This window comes from Dokdonia sp. LLG6352-1, from assembly GCF_045055815.1.
Taxonomy (GTDB): domain Bacteria; phylum Bacteroidota; class Bacteroidia; order Flavobacteriales; family Flavobacteriaceae; genus Dokdonia; species Dokdonia donghaensis.
Genome location: NZ_CP159329.1, coordinates 546108 through 565767 on the forward strand (window position 1 = coordinate 546108; position 19660 = coordinate 565767).

A 19660-nucleotide genomic window follows, 5' to 3' on the forward strand; every position below is an offset into this window, starting at 1 on the left:
AACTTCTTTAATCTATATTCTAATAGTGAAAGTGTTTACTTTCTTCAATAAGCGGATTACGCTTAGGCTCTAATGGACGTTTTGTAAGTGAACTGAAAACAATCAGTACAAACAATCCGAAGAAGAACATAAGTGATCCTATTTCTACAAATCCAAACGACCAAGCCCGTCCTACTGTACCTGGCATAACCATATTGAAGATGTCTACATAGTGACCTAATAAGATTACTATACCAGCCATTACTACAAACCAGTTAACTCGTTTGAAATCGCTATTCATTAATATTAATAATGGGAAAAGGAAATTCATTACTAACATACCAAAGAATGGTAAGTTATAATCTTCTATACGTTGTATGTAATACGTTACCTCTTCTGGTATGTTTGAGTACCATATAAGCATAAACTGTGAGAACCATAAGTACGTCCAGAAAATACTGAAACCAAACATAAATTTAGCAAGATCGTGTATGTGGCTATCATTTACACTCTGTAAGTAACCTGCACCCTTAAGTATCATAGTTATAAGAGCGATGGTTGTAATACCACAAACCATCATACCTGCGAGTACATACCAACCAAATAGGGTACTAAACCAGTGTGGGTCAATAGACATAATCCAGTCCCAAGACATCATAGATTCCGTATACAAGAAGAACACTAAAAATGCAGCTGCGATTTTAAATGACTTTTTGTGTGATTTGTTATCAGATGCTTCATCCTGCTCTTTTGAGAACTTTACGGCAAAGAATCTGTAGATGTTCCATCCAGCAATAAAAATTGCAGCTCTAATCAGTAACCAAGGCACATTTAACCATCCTGATTTACCAGCAATAAGCTTATCATAGTTATCACTTGCTGGATCAGTAATTCCATCTGCCATCCAGTGGAACATATGGTTAAAATGGAATCCAGATAATGCTAGCAAAACAAACATTATAATACTTCCAGGTAAAAGATATCCTGTTATACCCTCCATTACTCTAAGTAATAAAGGCGACCATCCAGCCTGAGCAGCATATTGTACTGCGTAGAATGCAAGACACCCTAGAGAAATCATAAAGAAGAAAAAAGCAGCGATATAAACAGCAGACCAAGGTTTATTTTGGTAACCTGCTAGTAAGTGCTCATTATGCTCTTCTTCGGTCATTACGTGACCGTCTTCTGCGTGTGCATCATCGGTTGCTACGTGGTGTGTATCTGCTTCGTGAGCATCTGCAACTGTTGCATCTCCGTGACCACCTCCGTGGGCATCACCTGCGTGCAAAGCTTCAATATCTGCTATTGTCTTTGGTAAGAAAACGTAATCTACAGCAAATAGGACAAATCCTACTACCATAAAGATAATCGCTGATAATTTTAAGTTTTTAGATAATGTGTACATATCTTAAATATCGGTTGTTCCGTTAGTTATTAGTGTTCGTTACCTGCTGCATTCATTGGCTCAGACTCAGGACCTGGTATAGCATCTACTGCACCTTCGTTAAGATCTGTATCAATCTTACCCTCTGTCATTTCCTCAATAATTTCTGCTGCTGTAAACGCTCTCTCAGGTTTTCCATCTAATGCATCTTTAAGACCCATTACGTAATGATCAACCATCCAAAGTTCGTCTTCTGTCATCTGCGATGCATAAGATCCCATAGAGTTAATACCGTAATACATCACGTGGTATACACTACCTTCTGTAATAGCTCTACCAGCATCATTATATGCAGGGACACCTAGTATTTTCTCTCTTTTTGCTAATGTTCCTTTTCCGTCACCTTTTACACCGTGACAGATACCGCAGTAAATATTATACAACTCATTACCCTTGACATAATTCTCCTCTGTATAAGGTAATGGGTTTTTCAGGTTCGCTTTCGCGGAAGCTTTTCCTTCAATAGTATTTTCATAATCATATGGTAACCACCCTCTCATCACCGAACCTTCTGCCGGTTTTAAAGCTTCATACCCTTCAGGAAATACCTCATACTTACCGTAAGTTTCATAACCTACAGATTCGTACATATTAGGCATATACTGATAGTTAGGTTTATTATCATCTTGACAAGAAATCATACTGCCAAAAGCGATAAACAAAACAGCTATTTTAAATATATTCTTCATTGCGTTGACTTATGCTTCGTTTGCAATTAAATTAATCTCTACAGCTCCAGTTGTTACTAAAAAGTCTGCAAGTTCCTTTCCATCTTTTCCAGTTGCATCAATCTCCATAAGGAAGTGATCATCTGTCGTGCGTAGATCTGGATTTTCAGCTTTCTTAAAAGGCCATAATTTACTTCTCATATAGAAAGTAATAACCATTAAGTGAGCTGCAAAAAATACCGTAAGCTCAAACATAATAGGCACAAAAGCTGGCATATTCTCAATATAGCTGAAAGATGGCTTACCACCAATGTTTTGTGGCCAGTCTTCGATCATAATGAAATTCATCATTAATGTTGCTACTGTAATTCCCACACATCCATATAAAAAGGCAGTAATAGCAAGACGAGTAGGTGCAAGCCCCATAGCCTTATCAAGCCCGTGTACAGGGAATGGTGTATACACTTCATTAATATGAAGATGTTTTTTTCTAACCTCCTTAACAGCGTTCATTAGAACGTCGTCATCAGAGTATATTGCGTGTATAACTGTAGATGCCATACTTAATTATTTAAGATTGTTAGCTTGACCCGCCCAATCATCACGCTCTGCGCGACCAGGAAATGATCCAGTTAGATTATCTAATAAGTTGTACTCAACAGAAGTCATTTTACCTACTTGCTCGTACGTATAAATTCCTAGCTCATTAAGCTTCTCTTCCATTTTTGGTCCTATACCATTAATTACCTTAAGGTCATCTGCTTTTTGAGTAGCAGCATCAAAGATTCCTAAACGGCTCACTAATGAATCACTACCGTGGTTATCTTCTGGAATAACTGTTTCACCTTCGGCAACCTCTTGAGGTTTTGCAATGTATGCACCATCAAGGTTAATCTTTACTGGCCCACCAGATGTACGAGGATCTGCTCCTGTACCTACTAATGATTGTCCAGACTCACGTAATTTTTTGTAACGCTCACCAGATGATTTCATAATAGTCTTTACCTCTGCTTGTGCAATCACTGGGAATGTACGTGCATATAATAAGAACAATACAAAGAAGAAACCAATAGTACCTATGAAAATACCTATATCTACAAATGTAGGTGAGAACATCGTCCAAGAAGATGGAAGGTAATCACGGTGAAGTGAAGTCACGATAATTACAAAACGCTCAAACCACATCCCGATGTTTACAACAATTGATATGATAAAAGAGAACATTATAGATCTTCTTAATTTTGGGAACCACATAAACTGCGGAGAGAAAACGTTACACGTCATCATTGCCCAATAAGACCAAGCATAAGGTCCTGTTGCTCTGTTTAAGAATGCATACTGCTCATATTCCACTCCAGAATACCAAGCCATAAATAACTCCGTAATATAAGCTACACCTACTATAGAACCTGTAATCATAATTACAATATTCATAAGTTCAATGTGCTGTATTGTGATGTAAGCTTCAAGACTTACAACTTTACGCATTATAATAAGAAGCGTGTTTACCATTGCAAACCCTGAGAATACCGCTCCAGCAACAAAGTAAGGAGGGAAAATCGTGGTGTGCCATCCTGGTATAACCGACGTAGCAAAGTCAAAAGATACAATTGTGTGTACAGAAAGTACAAGTGGCGTTGCTAGTCCTGCAAGAACAAGTGACACCTCTTCAAAACGCTGCCAATCTTTTGCTCTACCAGACCAACCAAATGAAAGTAAACTATAAATTTTCTTCTGGAATGGCTTAACAGCTCTATCACGTATCATTGCAAAGTCAGGTAATAATCCAGTCCACCAGAAAACTAATGATACAGAAAGGTACGTTGATATTGCAAATACATCCCAAAGTAGTGGAGAGTTAAAGTTTACCCATAAAGAACCAAACTGGTTAGGTATAGGTAATACCCAGTAAGCTAACCAAGGACGACCCATATGTATAATAGGGAACAATCCTGCTTGAACTACAGAGAAAATAGTCATTGCCTCTGCAGAACGGTTAATTGCCATACGCCACTTCTGACGGAATAATAATAGTACTGCAGAAATTAGTGTTCCTGCGTGTCCAATACCTACCCACCATACAAAGTTGGTAATATCCCAAGCCCAACCTACGGTTTTATTAAGACCCCAACTACCGATACCGTTTGTTACAGTATAGATAATACAGCCTATTCCCCATAAGAAAGCTACTAGTGCGATAGAGAATACGAGCCACCAAGATTTATTTGCACGTCCCTCCACTGGAGCAACGATATCTAATGTTACATCGTGATAGGTCTTATCTCCGGTAACTAGTGGTCTTCGTATAGGTGCTTCGTAATGCGCCATAATCCTATATAATTAGTCTTTAGATTAGTTGTTTTATACTTCTTCTGTATTACGTACCATTGTCTGGTAGAATACATTTGGTTTTGTTCCTACGTGCTCAAGTAAGTGATACATACGATCATCTTCTTTAAGCTCTGCAATCTTACTATCCTTGTCGTTTATATCTCCGAAGGCAAGCGCTCCTGTTGTACAAGCATTAGAACAAGCCGTTGCAAACTCTCCGTCTTTAACCTTACGCCCATCGCGCTTAGCATCAAGAATAGTCTTTTGTGTCATTTGGATACACATAGAACACTTCTCCATAACCCCACGAGAACGAACAGTTACATCTGGGTTGATAACCATACGCCCAAGATCATTGTTCATATGATAATCAAACTCGTCATTACCATTATAAAGGAACCAGTTGAAACGACGTACTTTATAAGGACAGTTGTTTGCACAGTAACGAGTACCTACACAACGGTTGTAAGCCATATGGTTTTGACCTTGACGACCGTGTGATGTTGCTGCTACTGGACACACAGTCTCACAAGGAGCGTGATTACAGTGCTGGCACATTATAGGCTGGAAAGCAACTTGTGGATTTGCAGCTGGATCTTCTAGCTCACCAAATCCTCCAAGAGAACCTTTATCACCACCTAATCCATCAAACTCTTCCTTCTTAGTATCATCTTGAGCAAATGTATCCTCAGATGAATAATATCTATCTATACGTAACCAGTGCATATCACGGCTACGACGTATTTCAGACTTTCCTACTACAGGAACATTATTCTCAGCGTGACAAGCAATTACACAAGCTCCACACCCAGTACAAGCATTAAGATCAATAGCAAGGTTAAAGTGATGCCCTACTGAGCGATCAAACTCTTCCCAAAGATCAACTTCTGGTGAAGTCACTTCATACTCTATGTGCGCTTTACTTACCTCAGGAACCGCGTTCCAGAAGTGCTTATCTTTTGTGTTAAATATCTCAAGAGTTGTCTCCTTTACGATATCACCACGACCCATAAGCGTGTTGTGCTGCTGTACAGAAGCAAACTCGTGTACACCACCTACTTTTTCAATAGTAACACTTTGAGTAGTCTGGAAGTTTTGCATTAAAGGGAATGCGTTAACACCCGTTTGCATCTCTTCTTGAATACTTTCTTTACGACCATACCCTAGCGCAAGACCTACAGATCCTTTAGCTTGACCTGGCTGTATCATTACTGGCACTTTCTCGATAGTTACACCGTTTACAGTAACATTAGCATAGTGACCATTAAGACCTCCATTTGCATCGTGACGTGCTTCTGTAAAGAATGAACTTCTATCAAACCATAAACCAAGTTCTTTGGCATCTGCCTCAGACATTGTCAAGTAGTTATCCCAAGTACAACGTGTTAATGGATCAGGCATCTCTTGTAACCAAGGATTGTTTGCCTGAGTACCATCACCCATTGATGTTTTTGTATACAACGTAAGCTCAAAGCCTCCATTACCCTCTTGCAATGTACTCGCAAGACCAGCGTCAGATGCTATAGAAGTGTTTGATGCAGTTACCGCTTTCGCGAAAGCGCTAGTCTCAATAACTCCTGCCTGAACAGACTTGTTAAATGCGATACCTGCCGAAGACATAGTCTCTTTAAGGTAGCTGTAATATGTTTTATCTACACCCATCCAGTTAAGTAAACTTTGCTGGAACTGACGTGTATTAAATATCTCTTTTATTGTAGGCTGCTGTAAACTTACTTCACCCATTTTAATCTGCACATCCCCCCAAGACTCAAGGTAGTGTGGTACTGGTGCAATATGAGTAGAAAGTGCTGCTGTCTCATCTGCTCTTAATGAACAAGCTACAGAAACATCAACCTTTGCAAGACCAGCAACAAACTCATCTGCATTAGGAAGACTATAAGCAGGATTTACTCCAGCCATAATAAGTGTTCCAACTTGACCAGCGTTCATCTCTTCTACAAGCTGCATCACTTTACGAGCATCTCCAGATCTTGTAAGCTTAGGCTTAGCAGTATCCATTACCACTTTACCTTCGTTAAAGTCAAGCGCGATTCTCTGCGTAGAAACATCTTGCACACCTGTTACAAGTAATCCTTTACTACCAGCAGCAAGAAGTGCCTTACGTGCTTGAGCAACTTTAGCCTTAACCCCTTCTGGAAGACCAGAAGCAGATCCACCTGCTAGTGCTTGCACTATTAATTTTTGTTGTGATGGTGTAGCTGGAACACGTACATCTGCATTTGCACCAGAAAGTGACATATTTGCCTCAAACTGGAAGTGCTTAGACATCTTTCCATTTTTAGGTACACGAGACTTACCATAAGCAGAGTCGTATCCACCACCATTCCAATCTCCTAAAAAGTCTGCCCCTACAGAGACAATCACTTCTGCGTCACCAAAATTATAATCTGGTAATGCACGGAAACCATATTTTATTTCAAAAGCATCTAAAGCAAATTGCTCTCCAGCAGCGTCATAAGCTACGTGAGAAACATTTGGATATTTTGCTATAAATTCTCCTATAAGTTTATCTGTAGATGGACTCGCAAATGTCTGAGTAAGCAATACTGCTTTCTTACCACTCTCAAGCGCAGCAACAACACCCTTATCTATATCTGTCCAAGAAACTTCTTCTCCTCCTGCCGTTGGAAATTGCGCACGCTTTGTATCGTACATTCCAAGAACAGATGCGTGTACACGAGCGTTTGCCCCAAAACCTGCTTTTGCAAGGTCATTGTTTTCTATTTTAATAGGGCGACCCTCACGAGTCTTTACAAGTACACTTGCAAAGTCAAAACCATCTGCAATAGTAGTCGCATAATAATCTGCAACTCCCGGTATTATTTGCTCTGGCTGCACCACATAAGGCACAGACTTTACAACAGGACCTTCACAAGCTGCTAGCGATGCTGCCGCTGTAGAGAAACCTACGTACTTCAAGAAGTCACGACGTGTAGTTTCTGTATTTTCAAGTGTTTCCTTATCACCTAAAAATTCATCTGTCGGAATTTCTTGTACAAACTCATTCTGTCTTAGTGCCTCGATAGATGCATCTCCGTGGAGCTCATCGACACTTTTCCAGTATTTCTTGTTTGATGACATATAATTGATTTATTAATTTGTGCCTCGACTACGCTCAGCAACCTTTATTAAGAGTTTCTTTCGAAACTTAAATTCTCTTTATTAGTAGTGACATTTACCACATTCTAGACCGCCCATTTGAGCAGCTGTCACTTTCTCAACACCATACTTCTTTGCAAGTTGCTCGTGAATCTCTTCGTAATATGCATTACCTTCAATCTTCACATTAGTCTCACGGTGACAGTTTATACACCATCCCATAGTAAGAGGCGCGTGTTGATACATAATCTCCATCTCCTCTACAGGACCGTGACATTTCTGACACTCTATACCAGCTACACTTACGTGTTGTGAGTGATTAAAGTATGCAAAGTCCGGAAGATTATGAATACGCACCCACTCTACAGCCTGCGTTTCCCCAGTATATGATTGTGTTGCCTCATCCCAACCTACAGCTTTGTAAAGCTTTTGGATTTCTTTATCATAAAACTCTTTAGAGTAATCTTCAGTAACAGAGCTAAACTCAGACTCAGGTCCAGCAACTTCTGCGATAGACTTGTGACAGTTCATACACACATTAAGAGATGGAATACCAGAATGCTTAGACACTCTTGCAGAAGAGTGACAGTATTTACACTCTATTGCATTCTCTCCCGCGTGAATTCTGTGCGAGTAGTGTATAGGCTGTACAGGCATATACCCTTGATCAACCCCTACTTGTGACATCCACCCGTAAGCAAAGTATGCACTTCCTAATAATAAAAAGATTACTGAAACTAATACTAAGAATTGATTTTCAACAAATGCTTTCCAGATAGGCTTACGCTTCTCCGCTACCGGCATTTCAATTCCTTGAGCAGAAGCAAACTTATTAAGCGTGTTATTTACCAAAAACAATACAGCAACAAGAAGCAACAACACAAATCCAAGAATAGCAAGGATAAGGTTATTTGAAACTCCACCTCCTTGATTTCCATCTGCACCTCCAACAACAGCTGTTACTGCTGGCGCTTCTGGTTTTGGCGTATCCGTGTAGGCAAGAATATTATCTATATCCGCATTAGACAATGCAGGAAAAGAGTTCATCACTTTATTACCATTCTCCTCATATACTTTTACAGCAAGAGGGTCTCCAGACTTAATAAGTCCTTGACTATTCTTGATCCATTTATATAACCACTCACGGTCGTACTTCTCAGAAACCTGATGAAGTAACGGCCCAGTCATAGGCTTATATAATTTGTGACAAGCTGCACAATTTGCTTTAAATAAAGCCTCACCAGCCTTAGCATCTGCCGCAGGTGCATCTTGTGCAAAAAGAGAACTAGATAAAGTGAGAAGCACTACCGCAGCTAGGGTAAGTATTCTCGAGAATGAATTTTGGCGTTTAACCTGTATCATATTAATATTGAATTAGCTTCAAAAAGATGGCACGGTTTTTATACTGTTAAGCTCGTTAAGAACCTGTTAAACCCGCGCACAAAATGGTATGCAAAAATACTACACAAACTGCATTTTTTGGGGCACCTTACAGGGGTTCTTACTAATTTATAATAGTTCTAAATAATAATATTAATTTGTTTAAGTTTTTATCTTTTACCTTTGTTCAAAATCAGCAAATTATGAGCGCACAACCGTTTCAACATATCGTAATTGCCATAGCAGTTACCCTTACTTTTTTCGCTTTCGCGAAAGCGCAAACTGCACAAGTAACCGTAAATCAAGACAATAGAATTACCGAATTACTTGATTTAAAAAGCAGCCTTACAAAAGACAACAAACTAGCAGACAGATATAAGATACAACTATATTCAGGGAGCTTAAACACTGCCAGCGCTACACTTAAGAAGTATCGTAACCGCATAGGCACCTGGACATCTGCCATTAAACACGAAACACCTAACTATAAAGTATGGATAGGAAACTTTAGAAATAGGCTAGAAGCAGATCGCGCTCTTATGGAAATAAGAAAGGAATTTTCTAGTGCTTTTATTTTTAAGCCAGATAACTAGCCCACAGGTAAAGACCCTATAAAACATCCTCAATACCTTTTTGATATTAAGGATTTTTTATGCTTTTAATTTAAACAAAACTCACACTCACAGCACATAATTTAACAAGCTCAAACTACCAAGCAAACGTGCTCTCACAAACGACAGTGCAATCCGTATGATAAAGCCATTTAAAAGGCCTAAAACTGCTCAAAGGGTGTTTTTTAGAGTAATTACTCGCTTTCGCGAAAGCGCATAAAAAAATCGCCTTAGATATACTCTAAGGCGATTATATATTAAATATAGCTTTCTATTATTTAAGCTTCTTCTTTACAGCTACCTCTTGGAATGCTTCTATAACGTCATCCAGCTTGATGTCATTGTAGTTTTTAATCTGCATACCACAATCGTATCCTTTTGAAACTTCCTTTACATCATCTTTAAAGCGTTTAAGGGCAGCAAGCTCACCTGTGTAAACTACTACACCATCACGTATAAGACGTATGTTTGAATTTCTAAATATCTTACCATTAGTAACCATACAACCTGCAATTGTACCAACTTTAGATATCTTAAAGGTCTCACGTATCTCTGCCGTACCTGTAATCTCCTCACGCATCTCTGGTGATAACATCCCCTCCATCGCATCTTTAAGATCATTGATCGCATCATAGATGATAGAGTATGTACGGATATCGATTTCTTCCTTATCGGCTACCTGTCTAGCATTACCTGCTGGACGCACATTAAACCCGATTATAATCGCATCTGAAGCTGAAGCAAGCAACACATCACTTTCTGTAATAGCTCCTACACCTTTGTGTATAATATTTACAGCAATCTCCTCTGTAGATAATTTTTGGAAACTATCTGTAAGTGCTTCTACAGATCCATCCACATCACCTTTAAGGATAATATTAAGTTCTTTAAAGTCTCCTAGAGCAATACGTCTACCTATCTCATCAAGTGTGATGTGACGTTGTGTACGCACGTTCTGCTCACGTTGCAGCTGTGTACGCTTAGTAGCAATATCTTTTGCCTCACGCTCATCTGTCATTACAACAAACTTATCACCTGCTTGTGGCGCTCCATCTAGTCCTAAAACAGAGACCGGAGTAGAAGGTCCAGCCTTCTTAATTTTCTTACCACGCTCATCGTGCATCGCTTTTACTTTACCAGAGGTAGTTCCCGCTAGTACGTAATCACCCACTTCAAGCGTTCCTGCTTGTACAAGTATGGTAGATACGTATCCTCGACCTTTATCTAAGAATGCTTCTACAACTGTACCGTTTGCATTTCTATCTGGGTTTGCTTTAAGCTCTAAGAGCTCAGCTTCAAGTAATACTTTCTCGAGTAGTTCTTTAACTCCCGTACCTTTCTTTGCAGATATTTCTTGTGATTGGATTTTTCCACCCCAATCTTCTACAAGAAGATTCATTTGCGCAAGTCCTTCTTTAATCTTCTCAGGGTTTGCTGCTGGAAGGTCAATTTTATTTATTGCAAAAACTATAGGCACTCCTGCCGCCTGAGCGTGAGAGATTGCCTCTTTAGTTTGTGGCATTATATCATCATCTGCAGCGACTACAATAACAGCAATATCTGTTACTTGAGCACCACGAGCACGCATCGCCGTAAAGGCCTCGTGACCTGGAGTATCTAAAAAGGCAACTTTTTTACCATCTTCTAGCTGTACACCATATGCACCTATGTGCTGTGTTATACCTCCACTCTCGCCTGCAATTACATTTTCCTTACGGATGTAATCCAGTAACGATGTTTTACCGTGATCTACGTGACCCATCACGGTTACAATAGGAGCTCTTTCTACTAAGTCTTCTGGAGAATCTTCAACATCTTCTATTGCATCTTCAAGATCTGCAGTTACAAACTCTACAGAGTATCCAAACTCATCTGCAACAATAGATAATGTTTCTGCATCTAGACGCTGGTTCATCGTCACCATCATACCCAGTGACATACACGCAGATATAATTTGTGTTACACCCACATCCATCATTGTAGCCACTTCACTTACTGTAACAAACTCTGTTACTTTAAGGATTTTGCTTTCTGCATCTTGTTGAGCTAGATCATCTTCTGTCTTTTGACGGTGCTGATCCCTCTTATCACGACGGTATTTTGCTCCTTTACCTTTATTAGACTTTCCTTGAAGTTTTTCAAGAGTCTCACGTATTTGTTTTTGTACTTCTTCTTCTGTAGGCTCTGCCTTAACAACACGCCCTCTACCCTTTCCAGAATTACTACGGTTGTTGTTATTATTGTTTCCGCCACGGTTATTTCCTCCCGGCTTACCTCCACCTGTACCAGGTTTTGTAATACGACGGCGACGTTTTTTCTTATCGTCTGAAGATGATTTCTTTTCGGGCTTCTTAAACTTAGAAAGGTCAATCTTTTGACCTGTGAAGTTAGGTCCGTCCAGTTTTTTATAGTCAGTCTTGATAACTTCATCACCTAGACCCACTTCTTTTTCTGGAGTATCAGCCTTCTTAGGCTCTTCCTTTTTAGCCGCAGGAGCCTGAACTTTCTTTGCTTCTTTTTCTATAGGAGCAGCTTGTTTTGGCTTTTCTTCTTTTTTCTTTTCTTCTACAGCAGCTTTTGGAGTAGGTTTTACCTCCTCTTTTACAGGGGCAGCAGGAACTTCTGGCTTTTTAACATCTTCCTTCTTGACCTCTGGCTTTTTCTCTTCCTTAACAGGTGCTGGTTTTCCAGATCCCTTTGAAAGATCAATTTTTCCTACTTGCTTTGGTCCATCTAACTGTGCTTTAGCTTTAACGACCTCTTGCTTTTTAGGCGCTGCTGCTTTCGCTTCAGCTTTTGCCTCAATTTCTACTTCACGAGCGGCGCGCAATGCTTCCTTCTCCTTTTCTTTTGCCTCTGCAACCTCCTTAGAAGCTACTCTCTTGTTGGCATCCGTTTGAAACTCACCCGAAAGCACCTCGTAAATTTCAGTCGAAATTTTCGTAGTCGGACGTGCCTCTATCTCCACACCCTTAGAATTTAAAAATTCTACGGCACGATCAAGAGAAATGTTCAATTCCCGTAATACCTTGTTTAATCGCATTGTTGCTGCCATAAACTGCTCTAAATTATTATCTATACCTACTTTACTATTGAGAGTAGGATACTTTATTCTTCAAATTCTTCCTTGAGGATACGCATCACATCAAGTACTGTTTCTTCTTCTAGATCTGTACGTCGTACAAGATCACTAACTTCTTGTTCGAGTACGCTACGCGCTGTATCGAGTCCTATTTTTCCAAAAGCTTCGATTACCCACGCTTCTATCTCGTCTGAGAATTCTGTAAGCTCAACATCTTCTTCTACCCCTTCTCTGTAAACGTCAATTTCATAACCAGTAAGCTGCCCAGCAAGACGTATATTATGACCTCCACGACCTATAGCTTTACTTACCTCTTCTGGCTTAAGCACTGCTTGCGCAGTCTTATTTTCTTCATCTATCTTAATACTCGTGATACGAGCAGGACTTAAAGCCCTTGTAATATATAAATTCAGATTAGTCGTGTAATTAATAACATCAATATTTTCATTACCCAACTCTCTTACGATACCGTGTATACGAGATCCTTTCATACCTACACAAGCCCCTACTGGATCTATACGATCATCATAAGAATCTACTGCTACTTTTGCCTTTTCACCAGGGATACGCACTACATTTTTAACGGTAATTAAACCATCAAACACTTCTGGTATTTCTGACTCAAACAACTTCTCCAAAAACAATGGAGATGTTCTAGACATAATAATTGCAGGCTTATTACCCTTAAGCTCAACGCTTTCTATCACCCCACGTACATTTTCTCCTTTTCTAAAGAAATCTGATGGTATCTGACGGTCCTTTGGTAATATAATTTCGTTTCCATCATCATCAAGCAATATTATTGCTCTGTGACGTATATGGTGAACCTCTGCTGTATACAAATCACCTTCTAGCTCTTTAAACTGCTTGTATATGTTTGTATTATCGTGCTCGTGTATTTTACTTATTAGGTTTTGACGCAGTGCCAAAATAGAGCGACGGCCTAAATCTATAAGCTTCACCTCTTCTGATACATCTTCACCTACCTCAAAATCTTCTTCAATCTTACGTGCATCTGTTAATGAGATCTCTTCATTATCATCTTCCACTTCTCCATCTGCAACAACCACACGGTTACGCCAGATCTCTAGATCTCCTTTATCAGGGTTTATAATTATATCAAAGTTATCGTCACTTCCAAAACGTCTCTTTAACGTACTTCTGAACACCTCTTCTAAGATGGCCATTAGGGTCACACGATCTATTAATTTATCGTCCTTAAATTCTGAAAAAGAATCGATTAACGCTAAATTCTCCATATCAACTTTTGTTAAAATTTAATCATCACTTTTGCTTGCACTATCTCACTATAAGAAATCGTTTCTGTCTTTTGAACAGTGACTTTCCCCTTTCCAACAGGTTTTGGCTCTCTTGTTTTCCAAGTGAGCGTTACATCTGTATCTGTAGCATCGGTCATTAATCCTTCGATTTTTGTCCCATCCTCTTTCTTAACCTCAAGATGCCTTCCTACATTCTTTTTATACTGCCTAGGTATAGCCAAAGGGCTTGTAGCACCAGCAGACATTACCTCTAAAGAAAAATCTTCTTCTTCCCTATCTAGGTTATGCTCTACCTTGCGACTCACCGCAATACAATCTTCCACCTTTACACCATCATCTCCATCTATGATAATTTTAACCTCGTTATTCCCTTGAATATCAAGACTAATCAAAAACAAATTAGGATTTTCATCCAGTGCCTCTTGTAGTAAATTGGTTACTTTTTCCTTCAACATATAAGCCTATAAAAAGAGGGGACCGCTGTCCCCTCTGTATTCACTGCGTCTTTCAACGGTGCAAATATACTATAAATTATCCGTTATTAAAAGCCGTAATAGCTCCCTATTATTTTGTAAATTTAAGAGACCCTTCTTTTAAAGTATTTAAAGCCATATAACTAGCCTGCAAGGCGTAGTACTATGGTATTGTTTAACTATAAACTATGCTCTTATGATCAAAAAAATACTTGTACCCACAGACTTTTCAGAACAGGCCGAAAATGCCCTAAGAGTTGCAGCAGATCTTGCAAGGAAACACAATGCCTCCATAAACCTTCTTCATATGGTAGACTTACCTATGCAACTGGTAGATGCTGTGTCTCGACAACAAAGCGATTTACCAGAGGCTATTTTCTTTATGAAACTCGCACATCAAAAATTTGAAGCAATGATGAATGCTCCATATCTAGATGGTATCACTGTAGAAGAAACTGCCGAGTTTGATGGAGCCTTTGAAGGCATTATGGACTACGTAGACAAGTACGAATCTGATATAATCGTGATGGGATCCCACGGCGATAGCGGGTTACACGAATTTTTTATAGGCTCAAATGCCGAGAAAGTAGTAAGAAACTCAAAAGTGCCCGTTCTTATTATTAAACAAAAGCACGAATTGTTCAAACTAGACAAGTTTGTGTATGTATGCGATTTTAAAGAAGAAAATCATACCGCCTTTAAAAAAGCAGCTGCTTTTGCACAAGACAGCGATATAAAACTACATATGCTCTATGTTAACACTCCTAGCAACTTCCAAACAACCCACGACATAGAAGAGATAATGAAAGAATTTATGGCAAAAGAACCAGACATTACAAATTACTCACTCAATATTTATAATGACAATAGTGTTGAGAGTGGGGTTCTCCATTTTGCCGAAATGATTAATGCAGGAATTGTAGGCATAGGCACTCACGGCCGAAAAGGACTCTCCCATTTTTTAAACGGCTCTTTAAGCGAGGGGCTTGTAAACCACGCCAAAAGACCCATCATCACTTTTAGAATTTAATTTCAATAATTTTTATTATCTACAAAACACTTTCACTCACTCTGAAAGTGTTTTTTTTATGCTTTCGCGAAAGCGTAATCACACCACACAACTGTGTTAACTATTTGCTAATTAGCATTTTATTACGATTTTACAATGAGAGATGTGAGTACATTTATACAAAACATTGGTTATGAACAGATCATTAAAACACACCGTTCTCACAGAATTGCATAATCTTATAGATTATAGTTGCAAATCACACCCTAGCCAACCTGTAGATTTTACAAGTCTTCACAAAGCACTTATTAAAAAATACTTTCAAGCAGAGGCAGTACATTTTGAGCCAGAAAATCAAGTAGTTATCCTTGAAGTAATGGTAGATAGCGCTCTTAAGGAGACCGCACGTGTTCAAGTACCTGTAAATTACAGAAGGTTTAATGACTTTTTAAAATCGTGTATAGAAGATACACATAGCGCATTACGTTTTTACAAAAATATGCTAACCTATTACCACGTGATACAGCCACTGTCTGCATAGACTTTTTGTCAGACAAGCCGCACGAAGAACCGCTTAATTTCCCCAAATTATTTCGTGATTATTGAAATAAAAAAAAACCCGACCTAATTAAAGGTCGGGTTTTTAAGTTGGCCCACTAGGTCTCGAACCTAGACTCTTCTGTACCAAAAACAGACGTGTTGCCAATTACACCATAGGCCACTATGTTTTTTCAATAGCGAGTGCAAATTTAAAGGAAAGTTTTACATTCACAAACATTATTTAAAAAAAAATGACTCATTTTTAAAAAAATGTTTTTGATGGCCTTGAAAACTCGTGATAACCAGCTATAAATGAATCTCAGAGCATAATTGTTAAAATTTCAAACATTCATTTTTATGAAATAATTAATGCCACGACTACGTTACCACAAATCAGGGGTATTGCTTAACTTCGTCCCTTTACAAAATATAACATAATGAGCGACTTCAACTTTGCGAAGTATAATAAGATTTTAGGGTGGACCGTATTTGCCATCGCCCTTATAGTATATTCTCTTACCGTAGAGCCTACGGCTAGTTTTTGGGACGCAGGAGAGTACATATCTACCTCGTCAAAACTTGAGATAGGCCATCCACCAGGAGCACCTCTTTATCAAATACTAGGAGCCTTTGTTTCTATTTTTGCTCCAGACCCAACTTATATAGCGCTTGCTGTAAACTACCTGTCTTGTTTAAGTAGTGCATTTACCATACTGTTTATGTTCTGGTCGCTTACTTTGCTTCTTACAAGAACGCTCACAGAAGAAAATGAACTTATCACAAAAACTAAGCAGCTTGCCATCCTTGCAAGTGCAGCTATAGGATCACTAGCATTTACATTTACAGACAGCTTCTGGTTTAATGCCGTAGAGGCAGAGGTTTATGCACCTGCTGCAGTTGTACTATCCTTACTATTCTATCTTGGGTTATTATGGGAACGTGATATGCACAAACCTCGTGGTAACCGCTGGCTCATACTTATCTCATTTATTGTGGGGCTCTCTTTTGGGATTCACTTTATGGGATTACTCACTATACCAGCAATAGGTCTTCTTTACTTTTTTAAAAATACAGAAAAGGTTACCCCAAAAAACCTTTTTATCGCGCTAGTTATTGTGGTAGCCATATTGATGTTTATTTTCAAACTACTCCTTCCTTACACACTATCGCTTTTTGGATACCTAGAAGTATTCTTTGTAAACTCTATAGGGCTTCCGTTTAATAGTGGGACTATTATTGCTGGCTTACTTCTAGTAGGATTGTTTTATTATGGGTTAACGCTTTCGCGAAAGCGTAACAAACCCCTCATACATACAATGCTGTTATGTATGTTATACATTTTTATAGGATTCTCAAGCTGGATGATGTTACCTATACGTGCAAATGCAGGAACAACTATAAATGAAAACAATCCTTCTAATGCACGATCACTACTCTCTTACTATAATCGTGAGCAGTATCCAGAAACAAAACTGTTTTACGGACCACAGTTTACAGCAGACTATGCAGGGCTAGATCCAGATACGCCCTACCTTGACAAGCCAAAGCTTTATGAAAAAGATGAAAAACTAGGCAAGTATGTAGTTGTAAACCAGTGGCGCAATGCAAAGCAAAATCTTGATGACGCTCACAAAGCTATTTTACCAAGAATGTGGAGCCCAGAAAATAATGCAAACTATATGCAGTATACAGGGCCACTTAAGTTTAGCATTAAGTACGACCCAAATATGTCTGAAGAAGATCGCCAGTATCTTCAAGATGTCGTAACTCAGTTTAAAATAGATTATAGAGAAGGTAAAGTAAATTATGAAGGGTATGATGCCTTTTTAAAAAGTCAGATAGGTCAATATCTTGATGTAGAAAAACCATCTTTTGGTGACAATATGAACTATATGTTCAGCTTCCAGTTTGGGTATATGTACTGGCGCTACTTTATGTGGAATTTTGTAGGTCGCCAGAACGATATACAAGGTAAAGGCGATGACTTTAACGGTAACTGGATTTCTGGTATAGACTGGCTGGATGGTATCTTTTTAGGACCGCAAGAAAACCTACCGTCTGATGTTGAGAACAACAAGGCGCGCAACACGTACTACTTCTTACCATTATTATTAGGATTACTAGGTCTACTCTTTCACGCAAGTAAAGACTGGAAACGCTTTGCAGTGTTACTCGTGTTTTTCTTGTTTACAGGCCTTGCCTTAAAAGTATACCTCAACGAGCGTGCTTTTGAACCTCGAGAGCGTGACTATGCGCTTGTAGGTTCCTTCTATGTGTTTGCAATGTGGATAGGTTTTGGTGTTTATGCCCTCTTTGATATTGTAAAAGATTTTATAAAACCTAAAATAGCAATGCCTATTGTGGCTGTAGTATGTTTACTAGCTGCACCAGTACTTCTAGCATCTCAAAACTGGGATGACCACGATCGTTCTGGCAGAAAGACAGCGCTAGCAATGGCAAGAAAATATCTAGACTCTGTAGATGAGAATGCCATCATATTTACCATAGGTGATAATGACACCTTTGCCCTATGGTATGTACAAGAGATAGAAGGCTATCGTACAGATGTGCGTATTGTAAATACAAGTTTAATAAACACAGACTGGTATTTTGACCAGATGAAGCGCGCAGCTTATAAAAGTCCGCCGGTGCCTAGCACCCTCACTCACGACAAGTATGCGGCAGATAATAGAGAGGCCTTGTTTTATCAAGAGACCAAAGACTCCATTATCCCAATCGCACAATGGATGAACTTTATCGCAAGTGACGACCCAAGGACTAAGGTTGAGTATGCAAAAGGACAGTTCTTTAATACCTTCCCTAGCAAGAAAATAAGAATCCCAGTAGATAAAGAATCTGTACTTAAAAACAAGATTGTCCCTATAGATGATGCAGATGAGATTGTACCATACATAGACATCGAGTTAAGTGGCAATGTGCTTTATAAAAACAGACTGCTTATGCTGGATATTATAGCAAGTAACAACTGGGAGCGTCCTATCTACTTTACAGGTGGAAGCTTTGGTGATGATGATTACTTATGGATGAAGGATTACCTGCAGCTAGATGGTGTTACCTACAAGCTCATCCCTATACGCACACCTATAGATCCTCGTAACCCGTATGATATGGGTCGCGTAGATGCAGATAAGATGTATGATATTGTAAAGAAATGGTACTGGGGCAATAGCGGTAGTCCAGACATTTATCACGATCGTGAGACGCGCACAAACGCAATTACCTACAGAGGTAATATGGCACGTCTAGTAGAGCAATTACTAGCCGAAAATAAGCCAGAAAAGGCTAAAGAGGTTATGGATCTCGCGATGGAGAAAATGCCAGTAGACATCTTTGAATTCTACACACTGGTTGAACCATACATCACTGGCTATTATGAGATAGGAGAAAAGCAGCGCGCTCAAGCCATATGGCAAGAAGTAGCTACAAAGTACCAAGAGCAACTCAAATACTTTAGCGCGCTAGATGCAGAGCTACAATACAAGTACTACGAAGAGATACTTACAAACATTGAGAAGTATAGAAGCCTTGTAGACCTACTTATCATAAATGATGATAGAGAGCTCTTTGAAAAAGAGGCTCAAATTTATGACAACTATATGCGCTCGTTCCCCTATCTACTAGGAGACGATGAGGAGCCAGAAAATGGTGCTGTAGAAGCGCCATTAGAAACTGTACCAGCAACGGGTGGTGCGATTAATGCAGACTCAATTATAGAGGAGTAG

General features: G+C 39.1%; 13 protein-coding genes and 1 tRNA gene. 4 read left to right on the forward strand and 10 right to left on the reverse strand.

Going from position 1 to position 19660, the window contains the following annotated elements; all coding sequences use genetic code 11:
- Window positions 1-19: 19 nt before the first annotated feature.
- The 6 genes from ABVM49_RS02515 to ABVM49_RS02540 form a co-directional block, all read right to left on the reverse strand.
- Window positions 20-1384, reverse strand: coding sequence for a quinol:cytochrome C oxidoreductase (locus ABVM49_RS02515; protein ID WP_405202886.1), 1365 nt, complete (start codon window positions 1382-1384; stop codon window positions 20-22).
- Between the two features lie 29 nt (window positions 1385-1413).
- On the reverse strand, window positions 1414-2112 hold the full coding sequence (locus ABVM49_RS02520) for a c-type cytochrome (RefSeq protein ID WP_405202887.1): 699 nt from the start codon (window positions 2110-2112) through the stop codon (window positions 1414-1416).
- Window positions 2113-2121: 9 nt separating this feature from the next.
- Entirely contained in the window at window positions 2122-2652 is a 531-nt protein-coding gene (locus ABVM49_RS02525; protein WP_405202888.1) for a DUF3341 domain-containing protein, read from the reverse strand.
- 6 nt (window positions 2653-2658) lie between these two features.
- Window positions 2659-4422 carry an NrfD/PsrC family molybdoenzyme membrane anchor subunit gene (gene nrfD, locus ABVM49_RS02530; RefSeq protein WP_405203649.1) on the reverse strand — a complete coding sequence of 588 codons (1764 nt, stop codon included), beginning with the start codon at window positions 4420-4422 and terminating at the stop codon, window positions 2659-2661.
- 30 nt (window positions 4423-4452) lie between these two features.
- Entirely contained in the window at window positions 4453-7524 is a 3072-nt protein-coding gene (locus ABVM49_RS02535; RefSeq protein WP_405202889.1) for a TAT-variant-translocated molybdopterin oxidoreductase, read from the reverse strand.
- A gap of 81 nt (window positions 7525-7605) precedes the next feature.
- Entirely contained in the window at window positions 7606-8904 is a 1299-nt protein-coding gene (locus ABVM49_RS02540; protein WP_405202890.1) for a c-type cytochrome, read from the reverse strand.
- 221 nt (window positions 8905-9125) lie between these two features.
- On the opposite strand from ABVM49_RS02540, the gene ABVM49_RS02545 reads away from it, so the two are divergent.
- On the forward strand, window positions 9126-9515 hold the full coding sequence (locus tag ABVM49_RS02545; protein WP_405202891.1) for an SPOR domain-containing protein: 390 nt from the start codon (window positions 9126-9128) through the stop codon (window positions 9513-9515).
- Window positions 9516-9807: 292 nt separating this feature from the next.
- On the opposite strand, the gene infB is transcribed toward ABVM49_RS02545, so the two are convergent.
- From infB to rimP, 3 genes are read right to left on the reverse strand one after another with little or no spacing between them, the layout of a single operon-like run.
- The gene (infB, locus tag ABVM49_RS02550; protein ID WP_405202892.1) at window positions 9808-12588 is read right to left on the reverse strand and encodes a translation initiation factor IF-2; all 2781 of its coding nucleotides are present in this window, start codon (window positions 12586-12588) and stop codon (window positions 9808-9810) included.
- Window positions 12589-12641: 53 nt separating this feature from the next.
- Complete coding sequence (gene nusA / locus ABVM49_RS02555) at window positions 12642-13874, reverse strand: transcription termination factor NusA (RefSeq protein WP_035327153.1); 1233 nt, start codon at window positions 13872-13874, stop codon at window positions 12642-12644.
- A gap of 11 nt (window positions 13875-13885) precedes the next feature.
- Window positions 13886-14350: a ribosome assembly cofactor RimP gene (rimP, locus tag ABVM49_RS02560; protein WP_035327150.1), complete on the reverse strand. Its 465-nt coding sequence runs from the start codon at window positions 14348-14350 to the stop codon at window positions 13886-13888.
- Between the two features lie 214 nt (window positions 14351-14564).
- Here rimP and ABVM49_RS02565 point away from each other — a divergent pair, with 214 nt between their 5' ends.
- Window positions 14565-15398 (forward strand): universal stress protein, encoded by an 834-nt coding sequence (locus tag ABVM49_RS02565; RefSeq protein WP_405202893.1) that lies wholly within the window; start codon window positions 14565-14567, stop codon window positions 15396-15398.
- Window positions 15399-15570: 172 nt separating this feature from the next.
- Window positions 15571-15918 (forward strand): hypothetical protein, encoded by a 348-nt coding sequence (locus tag ABVM49_RS02570; protein ID WP_405202894.1) that lies wholly within the window; start codon window positions 15571-15573, stop codon window positions 15916-15918.
- Between the two features lie 107 nt (window positions 15919-16025).
- Here ABVM49_RS02570 and ABVM49_RS02575 read toward each other — a convergent pair.
- Window positions 16026-16098 (reverse strand) — tRNA-Gln (locus tag ABVM49_RS02575).
- A 256-nt stretch (window positions 16099-16354) separates the two neighbouring features.
- Here ABVM49_RS02575 and ABVM49_RS02580 point away from each other — a divergent pair.
- A complete protein-coding gene (locus ABVM49_RS02580; protein ID WP_405202895.1) occupies window positions 16355-19660 on the forward strand; it encodes a DUF2723 domain-containing protein in 3306 nt (1101 codons plus the stop codon).

Bases quoted from the DNA above. Each gene is read 5' to 3' on its own strand.
- ABVM49_RS02515 (WP_405202886.1), bottom strand. From the start codon at position 1,384: ATGTACACATTATCTAAAAACTTAAAATTATCAGCGATTATCTTTATG.
- ABVM49_RS02520 (WP_405202887.1), bottom strand. From the start codon at position 2,112: ATGAAGAATATATTTAAAATAGCTGTTTTGTTTATCGCTTTTGGCAGT.
- ABVM49_RS02525 (WP_405202888.1), bottom strand. From the start codon at position 2,652: ATGGCATCTACAGTTATACACGCAATATACTCTGATGACGACGTTCTA.
- ABVM49_RS02535 (WP_405202889.1), bottom strand. From the start codon at position 7,524: ATGTCATCAAACAAGAAATACTGGAAAAGTGTCGATGAGCTCCACGGA.
- ABVM49_RS02540 (WP_405202890.1), bottom strand. From the start codon at position 8,904: ATGATACAGGTTAAACGCCAAAATTCATTCTCGAGAATACTTACCCTA.
- ABVM49_RS02545 (WP_405202891.1), top strand. From the start codon at position 9,126: ATGAGCGCACAACCGTTTCAACATATCGTAATTGCCATAGCAGTTACC.
- infB (WP_405202892.1), bottom strand. From the start codon at position 12,588: ATGGCAGCAACAATGCGATTAAACAAGGTATTACGGGAATTGAACATT.
- nusA (WP_035327153.1), bottom strand. From the start codon at position 13,874: ATGGAGAATTTAGCGTTAATCGATTCTTTTTCAGAATTTAAGGACGAT.
- rimP (WP_035327150.1), bottom strand. From the start codon at position 14,350: ATGTTGAAGGAAAAAGTAACCAATTTACTACAAGAGGCACTGGATGAA.
- ABVM49_RS02565 (WP_405202893.1), top strand. From the start codon at position 14,565: ATGATCAAAAAAATACTTGTACCCACAGACTTTTCAGAACAGGCCGAA.
- ABVM49_RS02570 (WP_405202894.1), top strand. From the start codon at position 15,571: ATGAACAGATCATTAAAACACACCGTTCTCACAGAATTGCATAATCTT.
- ABVM49_RS02580 (WP_405202895.1), top strand. From the start codon at position 16,355: ATGAGCGACTTCAACTTTGCGAAGTATAATAAGATTTTAGGGTGGACC.